General features: G+C 72.4%; 12 protein-coding genes. 7 read left to right on the forward strand and 5 right to left on the reverse strand.

What is annotated here, in order from left to right:
* Positions 1-5 precede the first annotated feature (5 nt).
* Both LHA35_RS07035 and LHA35_RS07040 read left to right on the forward strand, forming a co-directional pair.
* The gene (locus tag LHA35_RS07035; protein ID WP_226606275.1) at positions 6-1,115 is read left to right on the forward strand and encodes a GSCFA domain-containing protein; all 1,110 of its coding nucleotides are present in this window, start codon (positions 6-8) and stop codon (positions 1,113-1,115) included.
* Positions 1,115-2,002, forward strand: a complete 888-nt coding sequence (locus LHA35_RS07040) for a WcbI family polysaccharide biosynthesis putative acetyltransferase (RefSeq protein WP_226606277.1) — start codon at positions 1,115-1,117, stop codon at positions 2,000-2,002. Before LHA35_RS07035 ends, LHA35_RS07040 begins: the two co-directional genes overlap by 1 nt.
* A 279-nt stretch (positions 2,003-2,281) precedes the next feature.
* Here the strand turns inward: LHA35_RS07040 and LHA35_RS07045 are convergent, their stop codons facing one another.
* A complete protein-coding gene (locus LHA35_RS07045) occupies positions 2,282-3,265 on the reverse strand; it encodes a Gfo/Idh/MocA family protein (protein WP_226606281.1) in 984 nt (327 codons plus the stop codon).
* Between the two features lie 256 nt (positions 3,266-3,521).
* On the opposite strand from LHA35_RS07045, the gene LHA35_RS07050 reads away from it, so the two are divergent.
* Positions 3,522-4,316: an enoyl-CoA hydratase/isomerase family protein gene (locus LHA35_RS07050; RefSeq protein ID WP_226606284.1), complete on the forward strand. Its 795-nt coding sequence runs from the start codon at positions 3,522-3,524 to the stop codon at positions 4,314-4,316.
* 201 nt (positions 4,317-4,517) lie between these two features.
* Here LHA35_RS07050 and LHA35_RS07055 read toward each other — a convergent pair whose 3' ends face one another.
* On the reverse strand, positions 4,518-5,327 hold the full coding sequence (locus LHA35_RS07055; RefSeq protein WP_226606288.1) for a class I SAM-dependent methyltransferase: 810 nt from the start codon (positions 5,325-5,327) through the stop codon (positions 4,518-4,520).
* A gap of 258 nt (positions 5,328-5,585) precedes the next feature.
* Here LHA35_RS07055 and LHA35_RS07060 point away from each other — a divergent pair, with 258 nt between their 5' ends.
* The gene (locus LHA35_RS07060; protein ID WP_226606292.1) at positions 5,586-6,482 is read left to right on the forward strand and encodes an NAD(P)-dependent oxidoreductase; all 897 of its coding nucleotides are present in this window, start codon (positions 5,586-5,588) and stop codon (positions 6,480-6,482) included.
* Entirely contained in the window at positions 6,482-7,456 is a 975-nt protein-coding gene (locus tag LHA35_RS07065) for a Bug family tripartite tricarboxylate transporter substrate binding protein (RefSeq protein ID WP_226606294.1), read from the forward strand. The genes LHA35_RS07060 and LHA35_RS07065 overlap by 1 nt, the downstream gene beginning before the upstream one ends.
* A gap of 218 nt (positions 7,457-7,674) precedes the next feature.
* Here the strand turns inward: LHA35_RS07065 and LHA35_RS07070 are convergent, their stop codons facing one another.
* The 3 genes from LHA35_RS07070 to LHA35_RS07080 all read right to left on the reverse strand — a co-directional run bounded on the left by LHA35_RS07070 (position 7,675) and on the right by LHA35_RS07080 (position 10,931).
* On the reverse strand, positions 7,675-8,658 hold the full coding sequence (locus tag LHA35_RS07070; RefSeq protein ID WP_226606297.1) for a hypothetical protein: 984 nt from the start codon (positions 8,656-8,658) through the stop codon (positions 7,675-7,677).
* Between the two features lie 341 nt (positions 8,659-8,999).
* The gene (locus tag LHA35_RS07075; protein ID WP_226606299.1) at positions 9,000-9,362 is read right to left on the reverse strand and encodes a SnoaL-like domain-containing protein; all 363 of its coding nucleotides are present in this window, start codon (positions 9,360-9,362) and stop codon (positions 9,000-9,002) included.
* 60 nt (positions 9,363-9,422) lie between these two features.
* Positions 9,423-10,931: an amidohydrolase family protein gene (locus LHA35_RS07080; protein WP_226606301.1), complete on the reverse strand. Its 1,509-nt coding sequence runs from the start codon at positions 10,929-10,931 to the stop codon at positions 9,423-9,425.
* A gap of 121 nt (positions 10,932-11,052) precedes the next feature.
* On the opposite strand from LHA35_RS07080, the gene LHA35_RS07085 reads away from it, so the two are divergent.
* On the forward strand, positions 11,053-12,303 hold the full coding sequence (locus LHA35_RS07085) for an MFS transporter (protein WP_226606304.1): 1,251 nt from the start codon (positions 11,053-11,055) through the stop codon (positions 12,301-12,303).
* Positions 12,300-13,400, forward strand: a complete 1,101-nt coding sequence (locus LHA35_RS07090; protein ID WP_226606307.1) for a mandelate racemase/muconate lactonizing enzyme family protein — start codon at positions 12,300-12,302, stop codon at positions 13,398-13,400. Before LHA35_RS07085 ends, LHA35_RS07090 begins: the two co-directional genes overlap by 4 nt.
* Positions 13,401-13,417 lie beyond the last annotated feature (17 nt).

A 13,417-nucleotide genomic window follows, 5' to 3' on the forward strand; every position in this document is an offset into this window, starting at 1 on the left:
GCAGCGTGACCAACCCCTATCGCGGCCGCCCCGACCACTGCTTCTGGCGCCAGGGGGTGGCGGAGCGGGTGGCCGAGGGCGTCGATCCGGTGACGGCGATGCCCTTCAGCATCGCGCCCGGCGATGCTGTGGCGACGGCCGGCAGCTGCTTCGCGCAGCATCTCTCGCGCCATCTGGCGGCGCAGGGTTTCCACGCCCTCGTCACCGAGCGGTTCACCGGCGCCGCCGGCACGCGGGATGAGGGCTATGGCACCTTCCCGGCACGCTTCGGCAATATCTACACCGCGCTGCAATTGCGGCAGTTGCTGGAACGCGCCTATGGCCTGTTCCGGCCGCAGGCGCGCGCCTGGGCGCTGCCGGGTGGCGGCTTCGCCGATCCCTTCCGGCCGCGCATCCAGCAGGGCGGCTTCCCGGGCATCGAGGCGCTGGAGGAGGACCGCCGCCGCCACCTCGGCGCGGTGCGGCGGATGTTCGAGGGCTGCGAGGTCTTCGTCTTCACCCTCGGCCTGACCGAAGGCTGGGTCGCCGCCGCCGATGGCGCGGCGGTGCCGCTGCATCCCGGCGTGCTGGGCGTGGAGACCCCGCCGGGGGAGTGGCGCTTCGTCAATGCCGGCTTCGCCGAGACGCTCGGCCATATGGAGGCCTTCCTGGAAGGCTTCCGCAGCGTGAACCCGCGGGCGCGGGTGATGCTGACCGTCTCCCCCGTGCCGCTGGTGGCTACGGGGGAGGACCGGCATGTGCTGGTCTCGACCGTGGCCAGCAAGTCGGTCCTGCGCGCGGTGGCGGATGAGTTGTGCCGGCGCGATCCCGGCATCGCCTATTTCCCCTCCTATGAGGTCGTCACCGGCCCGCAGGCGGGCGGGCGCCTCTTCGGCGAGGACCTGCGGGAGGTGACGCCGGAGGGCGTCGCGCAGGTCATGGCGCTGTTCCGCCGCCATTGCCTGGCCGGCGCGCCGGCCGGGGCCGCGCCGCCACCCATGCCGGCCCGCGGCGAGCCGCCGCCACCCGCCGCGGTGAGCGAGGAGGAGCGCGCCCGCTACCGCGCGCTGACACGGGTGATCTGCGACGAGGAGGCGATCGTCATGCCGGTGGGCGTGCGGGGGAGCGGTATCTGATGCGCATCGCGGTGCTGGGCTGCTGCCAGGCGCATGGCTATGCGCATGCGCTGGCGCATCTGCTGCCGGAGGCGGAGGTCGAATCCTTCGAGGCGGTGATCAGCCGCAACCACAGGAAGCTGGAGCCCGCGGCCGAGGCGCTGGGCGGCTTCGACGTCATCTTCACCCAGGAATTCGGGGCGGAGTTCGGCCCGCTCGGCACCGAGGCGCTGCCCGCCCTCGGCCCGCCGGTGCACCGGCTGCCGCTCGTCGCCTTCCCCGGCTACCATCCGGACATGGTCTATCTGACGCTGGGCGGGGCGGTGCAGGGCTCGCCCATCGGCGCCTATCACTCGGCCATCATCGCCGCCGCCTTCTCGCTGGGCGTCGCCGAGGAGGACGTGCCGCAGCTCTTCAACCGGCTGGTCTATGGCCGGCTCGGCTACCTCCAGGGTTTCGGCGCGGCGCGCACCCTGCTGCTGGAGATGCTGGGGCGCTACGGCCTCGACCTCTCGGCGGAGTTCGAGGATTGGCACGCGCGCGGGCCCTTCATGCACAGCATCAACCACCCGCGCGGCATCGTGCTGGCCGATGTCATCCGCGCCGCGGCGATCCGCGCCGGGCTGCTGGGCGCCGCCGCGCCGCGCGTGCTGCCGCCCTTCGACCACCTGGCGGCGGACACCATCTGGCCGGTCTATCCGGAGATCGCGGAGGGCCTGGGCGTGCCGGGCGGGATGCTGTTCAAGCGCTTCTCCCACCCCGTGGGGCCGCTCGGCAACGCGCTCTATATCGGCCTGGGGCGCCTGGTGCGGGAGAGCTACGGCATGTACCGCGCGCTGCCCGAGGCGGCCTTCCGGGAGGGCGCGGTCGCCCAGGTGCGGGAGAGGCTGGCGGCGGTCATCGGGTAGAGCGGATCGCGGACGGGCCTGCACGCCGGGGAGCGTGAAGCCGCTTCATGAACGATGGGCTGCGGCGGACTGCCGTCCGGATAGGAACGCCATCCGCCGTGGCGGCGCCTGCGCTTCGGAGGGGCTGCAGGGCGGACCCTCCGCCCGGAACGGCCGGGGCCGGCAGGGTCGCCCCCGATGCTGCCGATCGCGCCGGGCGCAATCCTGATCGTCGCGCCGCTGCCGCTGGGTGGAAAGCGGGGCGGGCCGGCTGCCGCGGCGCCACCGCGCCCGTGCCGGTCAGCACCCGGCCGCGAGGATCGCCTCCACCACCTCCTGCACCTCCAGCGCCTCCCGCAGCGTCGCCAGGCGGTGCGGCTGCCCCCGTGTCATGGCGGCAAGGCCGGCGAGCTGGCCCTTCAGCACCAGCGGCCGCATCCTCTCGTTCGGCAGCGCGTCCGGTGCCTGGTGCCAGCCGCCATCCGCGCCCAGCCGCTCCGCAAAGGACCAGTCGCGCAGGCGGATCGCGCCGGCCGGGCCGCGCAGCGTCCAGGTGTTGTGGTCGTCCTTCTCCGTGGTCCCGACCTCGCCCGCCAGCGTCACCGGCAGGCCGCCGGCGGTCAGGCGCGCGCGGATCGCGGTCTCCGACGCATCCCCGCCCGGCCAGGTCACGCCCGCCTCCTGCAGTGCCAGCGGGCCGAGCTGCCGGCGCGTCAGGAACAGGAAATGCGAGACCACCTCCCGCGTGAAGCCGCCCTCGGCGCGGCGGGAGAGCCAGGGCGCGGCATCCTGCTGCCAGCCGCGCGGCCACTTGGCGAAGGCCACCTCGATGCCGAGGCTCTCCGCCGGGCCGGTCGCGCCCTCCTCCCGCCAGGCGGAGAGCTGGGCGACGGCGGGGGAGGAGGCCATGGGGAAGTTCACCGCCCCGCGCGCGCCGATCGCCTCGGCCTTGGCGACGAAGTCGCGCGCCTCGGCGAGGCTCACCGCCAGCGGCTTCTCCAGGAACACCGCGCGCCCGGCGCCGAGTGCGGCCTCGGCCAGCGGGATATGCGCGGCCGGCGGCGCGGCGACATAGAGGCACTCGCAGGCCTCGATCACCGCCGCCGCGCTGTCCAGCATCGGCAGGCCGGGCGCGATGGCGGCCAGCCGCGCCGCGGCTTCGGGGGAGGGATCCCAGACGCCGACGGGCCGGACATGCGCCGCGGCATGCTCCAGCGCCGCGCGCAGCAGCCGCTCCCCCATGATGCCGAAGCCGATGATGCCGAGGGCGATGGGGGCGGGCATGGGCGAATCTCCTGCGCGGGGTGGGCGCCCCTACAGCAGATCGCCGCCGGGTGGCAAAGCCCCGAGGGAGGGGGTGCCCGGCCGGGATGCGCGCCGCGCGCCCGTCTTGCCCGTCCCCCGCAGCCGCAGCATCCTCCGCCGCCCGCAGCGGCTGCGATCCTGCCTGCATCCGCCATCCTGCCGGGGATGCGGGCCCGCGGCCGCCACAGCCGCTGACGACCGCGCCCGCTTGTCGCGCCCCTTGGAGGAACGCCGCATGGCTGATGACACCCCGCTGCTGGTGACGCGCGAGGGCCCCGTGGTCCGCGCCACCATGAACCGGCCGGAGCGCCGCAACGCCCTCAGCACCGCCATGGGGGAGGCCTGGGACCGGCTGCTGGCGGACCTCGCCACGGACCGCACCGCGCGCGTGCTGGTGATCGGCGGCGCCGGGGGCCATTTCTGCGCCGGGCTCGACCTGACCGAGGTCGCCAGCGACGAGACGCCGGAGCAGCGCCTGGCGAAGCAGCAGGCGCGCAACCGCCGCGTCGGCCAGCGCTTCGCCGATATCTCGGCCCTGCCGCAGGTGGTGGTCGCCGTGGTGGAGGGTTCCTGCCATGCCGGCGGCCTCGGCTTCTGCTGCGCCGCCGACATCGCCTTCGCCGCCGGCAGCGCCCGATTCGCGGCGCCCGAGGTGCGGCGCGGCCTGGTCCCGGCGCAGATCCTGCCCTGGCTGACCCGCCGCACCGGCCGCACCGCGGCGACGCGGCTGGTGCTGGAGGCCGGCGTGATCGAGGCGGCGGAGGCCGGGCGGATCGGGCTGGTGCACCAGGTGCTGCCGGATGCGGCGGCGCTGGAGGCGCAGTTGCAGAAGACCATCGCCGCGGTGCTGGAGGGCGCGCCGGGGGCGCTGGCCGAGACCAAGGGGCTGCTGGCGGCGCTCGGACCCGTCTCGCCGAAGGGCTATGCCGAGGCCGGCGCGGCCGCCTTCGCGCGCACCGCTTCCTCCGCCGAGGCGGCGGAGGGCATCGCCGCCTTCCGGCAGAAGCGCAAGCCGAACTGGGCAGGCTGACCAGGGAGGCGGAGGGAAGGCCCTCTGCCCTGCAAGACGATCTGTCCATGGGGCGCGCCGGGGCGGCCCCGGGCTCATGCCCGCGGCCGTGACCGGTGACGCCTGCAACGCGGTCGGCAGCCCATGCCGAGGCGGCTCCTGCTGCCCGCTGCGCCTGCGGCGCTCCTGCCCAGGCGCGGTCACGCATCCGGGCCTTTGGGACTATGCCCGCCCGGCCATGGTGAGCAGGGCGGGCCAGCGAAGCGTGACCGTCCGGCCATCCCGCGCATACCGCTCCGCGCCGCGCAGGACCGCCTGCTCCACCTGCGCCCGCGCCTCGGGCGCCTGGGCCTCGATGATCATCGGCGTGCGCACCGTCCCGCCATGCAGCAGGGCCAGCACCGCCTCGGGGCCGTCGCCGGTCCAGAGGAGGTCGAGCTGCCGGAAGGATGGTTCGCCGAAGCCGGCCCCCAGCAGGGCGGAACGGCATTCCGCCGGGTCGGCGAACCGGAAGATCGGCGGTGCCGGCGGCAGGGGCACGGTCGTGTCGGCATGCGCGTTCACGGCCGCGCCGACCAGCGCGAAGAAGTCGCCCGCCGGGGTCCAGGCCGTCATGGCGAAGCGCCCGCCAGGCCGCAGCACCCGCGCGATCTCGGCCAGCACCCGCTCGGGCCGGTCCATGTGCAGCATGCCGAAGGCACAGATGACGGTATCCATCGCTGCATCCGGCAGCGGGATCGCCTCGGCATCGCCGACGCGGAAGTCGATGCCCGGATGGCGCCGTCTGGCCTCGGCGGTCATTGCCGGCGCGAAATCCAGGCCGAGGACCTCGGCGCCACGCCGGGCCGCCTCGGCTGCAACCGCGCCGGTGCCGCAGGCGAGGTCGAGCAGCCGCCGGCCGGGCGCGGCGCCTGCGGCGTCGAGCAGCGGCCCAACGGCCTGCGGCGTGATCGTGCCGAGCGTGCCGTCGTAGCTCGCCGCCTTGCGGTCCCAGCCCGCAAGCTCAGCCTCGCGGAAGGTGGGTCCGGCCATCATGAACCCCCAATGCCGCGCCCGGTCGATGGCGCGGCCGTCCTCCTGGGTTGGTCCCGGCGCTGCCCAGCATAGCCTCGCCCGGCGAGCGGCATTCTCATTCAACCGAGAGCGGGGCGTCTGGCTTCGCCGGGCCGGTGGGGCGCGACGGCCCGGCCCTGCGGCATCCGGGCGCCGCTCCTCCCGACGGTGGCCCGGTGTCTTGCCAGCCGGCCGCCGCCGGGGGAGTGTCGCGCCGACCAAGAACGGAGGAAACGCATGTCCGCCACCGGCGCACCGGTCGGATTCATCGGTCTCGGCATGATGGGCCTGCCCATGGCGCGCAGCCTGTTGCGGCGCGGCCGCAGCCTGGTCGCCTGCGACATGAGCGAGGCCGCGCGCGCGGCGCTGGCCGAGGACGCCGCCCCCGGCGCGGTGCGCTTCGCCGACACCCCCGCGGGCGTCGCCGATGCGGCCGAGGTGATCGTGCTGATGCTGCCGGACAGCCGCATCGTCGCGCAGGTGATGGAAGGGGAGGGCGGCCTGCTGCCGGCGCTGCGGCGGGGTCAGCTCGTCATCGACATGGGCTCCTCCGTGCCGGCCGAGACGCGGCGCCTGGCGGCGCTGGCCGCGGCGCGCGGGGCCATGCTCGTGGATGCGCCGGTCTCGGGCAGCGTGGTGAAGGCCAAGGCCGGCACGCTCGCCATCATGGCGGGCGGCGATGATGCTGCCTGGGCGAAGGCCGAGCCGGTGCTGCGCGACATGGGGGAGACGCTGATCCGCACCGGCGCGGTCGGCAGCGCGCATGCCATGAAAGCGCTCAACAACTACGTCTATGCCGCCGGCCTGCTGGCGACCGCCGAGGCGCTGCGCATGGCGGAGGCGCTCGAGCTCGATCTCTCGATCTTCGCCGATGTGCTGAACGCCTCCTCCGGCCGCAACATCGCCACCGAGACCAAGGTGAAGCAGGAGATCCTGCCCGGCCGCTACCAGGGCGGCTTCCAGCTCGGGCTGATGCGGAAGGACCTGGAGACGGCGGGCGCCATCGCCACCGAGGCGGGGTTCGACGCGCAATCCCTCGCGCTTTGCCGCGCGCTCTGGACCGATGCCGTGGCGGCGCTCGGCCCCAAGGCGGACAACACGGAAATCCACCGCTTCCTCGGGGGGAAGGCATGATGCGCCTGACGCGCCGCGCGGCCCTGGCCGCGCCAATCGCCGCCCCGCTGGTCCTTCCCGGCCTCGCCCATGCCCAGGGCAGCTGGCCCGACCGGCCGGTGCGCATCGTCGTCGCCTTCCCGGCCGGCAGCGTGACGGACACGCTGCTGCGCCACCTCTCGGAGCCGCTGGCGCAGGAGCTCGGGCAGCCCGTCATCATCGACAACCGCCCGGGCGGCAATGGCGTGATCGGCACCGAGAGCGCGGCGCGCACCGCGCCCGATGGCCTCACCTGGGTGGTGCTGTCGGTCACCAACGGCGCCCTCGCGCCCTATGTGGTGCGGCGGCTGCCCTATGATCCCATCAAGGATTTCGCGCCGATCGGCTTCCTGGCCGAGACCGCCTATATCCTGGTGGTGCGGGCCGACCACCCGGCGCGCGACCTGCGCGGACTGATCGAACTGGCGAAGAGCAAGAAGCCGGGCGAGCTGACCTTCAGCTACGGCAACCAGAGCGCCCATATCGCCTCCGCCACGCTGGCGCGCATGGCGGGGGTGGAGATGACCGGCATCCCCTATCGCGGCGGGCCGGAGGCGCTGACGGATGTGATCGCCGGCCGCATCGACAGCACCTTCACAGACATCCCGGCGGGCCTGCCGCAGGTGAAGGAAGGGAAGCTGCGGGCCATCGGCATCACCCAGCCCGAGGTCTTCCCGCTGGCGCCGGAGATCCCGCCGGTCGCAACCGTGCTGCCGGGCTATGCCTTCCGCTTCTGGTTCGGCCTCTCGGTCCCGGCGGGAACGCCGGCGCCGGTGATCGCGCGCGCCAATGCGGCGCTGAACAAGGTGCTGAACCAGCCGGAATTCACGGAGCGCGTGGCGAGGCTCGGCTATGTTCCGCGCCCGACCGAGCCGGAGTGGTTCCGGACCTTCCTGCAGGGGCAGATCCGGGACCTCGGCGAGCGCGCGCGGGAAGCGGGGATCGAGCCGGGCTGAGCGGGCCCTGGCGCAGCGGCCGGAAACCTGGCAGACGCTACGCCGGGCTGGACACAGCGGCCAGCAGCCGGGTCAGGAGGCGCCGCACCGGCGCTGCTGCCGGGCAGAGGGCTCTCCCAGACCTCTGCGAGGCTCGCCTGGACCGGCCGGATGCCTGGCCGGTCCCGCCCGGTCGGTCCTGCGCGCCGCCCCGCCTTACGCGCGACGTGCGTGACGTCTCAGGGCACGCCGAGCAGGTATTCGCTCAGGAACGTCCAGCCGCTGTTCTCGCCTGGCGGGTTGTCGATGAAGAAGGTCAGCAGGTCCGGCGTGCTGCGGCCGCTGACATAGCCGGTGGCGACGCCGATGTCCTGGGTTTCCCAGCCAACGCCGCCCGGTGGCAGCAGAGGCTTTGGATCGGACCAGCCGGCGATGGAGTTGCCGGCGCGATCGATGGCAGAGACCCGATGCCAGAGCTGGTTCGCGCCGGCCGGGTTGTCCATATGGGTGACGACCAGCGCATTCTCGCCAAAGCGGGTGAAGGCGGCGATGCCTGCTCCCTGGTTCTCCGCGCCGAACCAGCCCGGGATGGCCTTGACGTCGCTCCAGCCAGCGGCGTTGCCGGCGCTGTCCAGATTCCAGCCGATCCGGTAATAACCGCGATTCTCGCCGGCCGGGTTGTCGATGTGGAAGACGACGAGATCCATCAGCCCGTTGCGGTCCACGTCGAGTGAGGCGACATCCCCGCCCTGGTTCTCCGCGCCGAACCAGCCCGGGACGCTCTTGATGTTGCTCCAGCCGCCGGCCGCGTTGCCGCTAGTATCGAGGTCCCAGCCGATCCGGTAATAACCGCGATTTTCGCCTGCCGGATTGTCGATATGGAAGGTGACGAGATCGGGTCGCCCGTTGCGATTGATGTCCGCAAGGGTGATGCCGCCACCCTGGTTCTCCGCTCCGAACCAGCCCGGGACAGGCTTGATCTCGCTCCATCCCGTCGCACTGCCGCTGACGCTCAGATCCCAGCCGACCCGGTAGTAGGCGCGGTTCTCGCCCGCCGGATTGTCGATGTGGAATACAACCATATCCGGCCGCGAGTTGGCATTGATGCTGCCCAGGGCCACGCCCGCCCCCTGGTCTTCTGCTCCGAACCATCCGGGAACTTTGTATTTCTGGTCAAAAATTCCCCAGCCGAAATTTCCTGCAACCATGACGCCCTCCTGCATGGAAGACATGAATCAAATCGTGCAAGGTGCCCGGGCTTTCCGTGGTCGTGCTTTCACTTGGTTAGATCGACGCCAATCAAGAAAATTAGAAGCAATTTCACAATCTTATCTACCTTGCGCCCTGGGAATACAAGGCGCGCCGGGGCCGGAAACATAGTCGGCCACAGCACCTCATCCTGAGTTCAGGAAGACTTCTCTACAAAGAAATCATGCAAGAGAATGTATAAATCCTCTTGGGCCGCAGGCGCGCTCAACTCTTCGTCAAGGAGGAATGAAGGCCACGTCCGCGCAGGATGCCATGTCGGGCCAGCCTCCCCGGCAGGAGGCCGCCCCGCCACGTCTCAGCCGGGGTGACCGAAGAACCGCTCCTCCGCGATCTTCCCCTCGCGCAGCGTGTAGAGCGCGATCTCCTCCATCCGCAGCCGCTGGCCGCTCGCCTTCGCGGTCACGTCGATCTCGAAGCGCAGCGCGAATTGCGCGCCGTTGACATAGGGGCCGTGCGTCACGACCGAGTGGATCTCGTGGTTGGCGTACCACCATTCCGCCTTGCCGCGCAGGGCAGGCTTGCCGCGCAGCACGGCCATCTCGCCTTCCATCGGCTCGATGCTGACGACGTCATCGGCCCAGAAGCGCTCGCCCGCCTCCTCGAATTTCCCGGCCTGGCACAGGGCGACGAATTCCTGGGCGACTTCCAGAGTGTGCATCGGATGTCCCTCCGGCGCACCGGGCGCCGGAGGGAACATATCAAGAACGCGCTCCGGGCTTCAAGCCGGCGCGTCACACAGATAGCGGCGCACCGCATAGGGCTGCCGTGCGAAGGCCGGGCAGAAGCTGCGCACCACCGGCTCGAGCAGCGCGAAGAGGTCTCGCTTCCCGGCATTCAGCGCCTCCAGCCGCGCCCGTGCCTCCTCCGCCTCGCGCGCGAGTTTCGCCAGGTCCACCGTCAGCAGCCGGCGGTCGCGGACGATGAAGCGCCCGCCGACCATGACATGGCGCAGCGCATTCGCGTCCTCGGTATGCACGAGCTGGTTCATGGTGCCGTTCAGCGGCATCCAGTTGGGATGGCTGAGGTCGAGGAAGACGATATCCGCCTTCATCCCCGGTGCGATGGCGCCGATATCCTCGAAGCCGAGGGTGCGGGCGGAGCCCTGCGTCCCGGCCCGCCATACCTCCTCCGCGCTCACCCACCCCGCCGGGTCCGGGCCCTGCACGGCCGAGAGCTGGAAGGCGGCCCGCATCGCCTCATACATGTTGGAGGTGTCGGAGGAGGAGACGCCATCCGTCCCGATCCCGACCGTGACGCCGAGGTCGAGCGCCCGGCGCAGCCGGAACATGCCGTTGCCGAGCCGCATGTTGCTGCCCGGGTTGTGCGCGATGGCCGCGCCTCGCTCCGCCATGACGCGGAAGTCGTCATCCGTCAGCCAGATGCCATGCGCCGCCGAGAAGCGCGGGCCGATGAGGCCGAGCGCGTCCAGGTGCTGGACCAGCGTCCTGCCGTAGCGCTGCATCCCCGCCAGCGCCTGCAGCTTGCTCTCGGCCACATGGCTCTGGACCGGCGCGCCGTATTCGGTGGCGAGCCGGCCGCAGCCGCAGAGGAAGTCGTCGGCGCAGTGCAGCGGGATGGTGGGGGCGAGGGCCGGGCGGATATCGGCCGCGCCCCAGCGCCAGTGCTTCAGGATGTCGGCCATGGCGGCGAGCGTCGCCTCGCCCGGCGCCGGACGCGCCGCCTCGGCCCTGGCGCGCAGCGAATCGGGCAGCGCGTCCCTCAGCCCGGGCACGGCCTCCCAGACCGTGCGGTCGGCGACCATGGGGGCGATGACGGCGCGGAGCCCCACCTCGGCATAGGCCTCGGCAGCGGCATCCATGCCCTCCCGTGTCGGCAGCGGCGCCTCGGCATAGAGGTCATAGGCCGCGGTCACGCCCTTCAGCGCCATCTCGGCGGCGCAGAGCTGGGCCGAGAGCTTCTTGTCCGCGAGGCTCCGCCCGCCGCCCATCCAGGGCGCCGCGGCCAGCAGCAGCTCCAGCGTCCACTTGTCCGCGAGGCCACGCGCCAGCCCGCCATGGCCATGCGTGTGGGCATTGACCAGGCCGGGATGCAGCAGCATCCCCGAGGCATCCTCGACCCGGGCATCGGTGGGTGCGGGCAGCCAGGCGCCGACCGCACGGATGACGCCGTCCTCCACCAGGATGTCGGCGGGCTCGGCGCGGCGTGAGGCGGGGTCCGCCACGCGCCCGCCACGGATCAGGATCCGGCCCTTCTCGATGCCCGCCATGTCTCGTCCCCCGGCTGCCGCGCCGCATCATGGCCGGGGAGGGGCGGGTTTGTCGCGGGGGCGCCCGCCCGGGACGACGCCGGCCCTGGCGGCGCGCGCCGATCGGGGCCACCATGGCGGGATGGAGGGAACGACCCGTCTCGCCGCGGCCGCGGAAGCGCCGCCGCGGCTGTTCGCGCTCGCGGATTTCCGGAGGCTCTGGGGCATCGGCCTCGTCGTCTTCCTGGTCCGCTGGCTGGAGATGCTGGCGGTCTCCCTCTTCGTCTGGCAGGCGACCGGCTCGGCCTTCCTGGTCGCGATGATGGGCATGCTGCGCATCCTGCCCATGGGGCTGTTCGGCGCGCCGCTCGGCGTGCTGGCGGAGCGGATCGAGGCGCGCAGCGCCCTCATCCTCATCGTCCTGGCGAGCCTGCTCACCTCCCTCGTGCTGGCGCTTCTGGCGCATCTCGGCGCGCTGGCGGTCTGGCACCTCGCGCTGGCGAGCTTCATCAACGGTATCGGCTGGGCGGCGGACAACCCGGTGCGGCGGATGATGATCGGCCAGGTGGTCGGGCCGGAGCGCATGGGCCAGGCCATGTCCTTCGATGTCGGCAGCAACAATGCCAGCCGCATGATGGGCCCGACCGTCTCCGGCCTGCTCTTCGCCGCGCTCGGCATCAAGGGCACCTTCCTCGTCGCCGTCGCGCTTTATCTGCTGGCGCTGCTGGCGGCCGTCACGCTGCGCACCCGCAGCGGCCGCATGGCCCCGACCGGGGAGAGCGTGCTGGCCCGGATGGGGGAGGGGCTGGCGGCGGTCCGCCGCTCCCCGCGGCTGCGCGGCACGCTGCTCGTCACCGTCCTCTTCAACATCTTCGGCTGGCCCTTCACCAGCCTGGTGCCGGTGGTGGCGCAGGACCGCTTCGGCCTGGGGCCGGAGGCGACCGGGCTGCTCGCCAGCATGGATGGGGTCGGCGCCTTCGCCGGCGCGCTGCTGATGGCGGGCCTCGCGCGGCCGGCCTGGTATGCGCGGCTCTATGTCGGCGGGCTCGTGCTCTACCTGATGATGGTCTCCGGCTTCGCCCTTGCGCCCGGCGCCTGGGCGGCGGGGGCGGCGCTGCTGCTGGTCGGCTTCGGCCAGGCCGGCTTCAGCATCATGCAGGCGACGCTGGTCTATCTGCTGGCGCCGCCGGAGGTCCGCATGCGCGTGCTCGGCCTGCTCTCGGTCTGCATCGGCATCGGGCCGGTCGGCTTCCTGATGCTGGGCGTCGCGGCCGATGCGCTGGGCGCCGCCGCGGCCTGCGCGCTGACCGGCATCGCAGGTCTGCTGGCGCTGGCACTGACCTGGCCGCTCTGGCGCGCCATCCTGACCCAGGGGGAGGACACCAAGCCATGACCGACCTGACGATCCGCGAGCTGCGCACCACCCTGCTCCGCCCGCCCTGGGCCAACGACCCCTGGCTGGCCGGCCATGCGCTGGGGAAGCAGCGGGAGCTGGTGGTGGTGGAGGTGGTGACGGAGTCCGGCCTCACCGGCATGGGCTACCTGCACCTGCTGAACCTGCCGCTGCAGCGCACCATCGGCGCCTGCCTGGAGGAGGCGATGGCGCCGCGCATCATCGGCCGCGACGCGACAGCGGTGGAGGCGATCTGGCAGGATCTCTGGCGCGCGACGCTGACCGGCGGGCGCGGCGGCGTCACCATGATGGCGCAGTCCGCCATCGACATCGCGCTCTGGGACGTGGTGGGGAAGGCGGCGGGGCTGCCGCTGCACCGGCTCTGGGGCCATCATCGCAACCGCATCCCGGCCTATGGCAGCGGCTGCTTCCGCGGCGCGCTCGGCGAGGGGATGGCGGCCAAGGCGAAGCACTATGCCGCGCAGGGCTACCGGGCCATCAAAATGCAGGCCGCGCATATCGGCGACTGGCGGCAGGATGTGCGGAACCTGCGGATGGTGCGCGACGCGGTGGGCCCCGATGTCGAGATCATGATCGACATCAACATGGGCTGGACCGCCGACCAGGCGATCATCGCCGGTCGCGCCTTCCAGGACTACGACCCCTACTGGATCGAGGAGCCGGTGCTGCCCGATGATTTCGCGGGCTATCTCCGCTGCGCCGAGGCGCTGACCACGCGCGTGGTGGGCGGGGAGACGCATTTCGGCCGCGCCGACCTGAAGCCGGTGCTGGAGAACCCGCGCCTGCCCATCCTGCAGCCGGACCCGATGCGCGGCGGGCTGACCGAGCTGCGCAAGATCGCGACGGTCGCCGATACCTGGGGCATGACCATCGCGCCGCACCTCTTCCCCGAGCTGAACGTGCACCTGCTGGCCAGCATCCCGAACGGGCTCTGGGCGGAGCAGATGGGGCTGCTCGACGATGTCTGGGTGGAGCCGCCGCGCTTCGAGGGCGGCCATATCATCGCGCCGGAGCGCCCGGGCCATGGCCTCGCCTTCCGGGAGGAGGTGCTGCGCGACTTCCGCCTGGCCGGGTGAGGAGGGAGGCGCCCGGC

Source organism: Roseicella aerolata (assembly GCF_020523605.1).
Taxonomy (GTDB): domain Bacteria; phylum Pseudomonadota; class Alphaproteobacteria; order Acetobacterales; family Acetobacteraceae; genus Paracraurococcus; species Paracraurococcus aerolatus.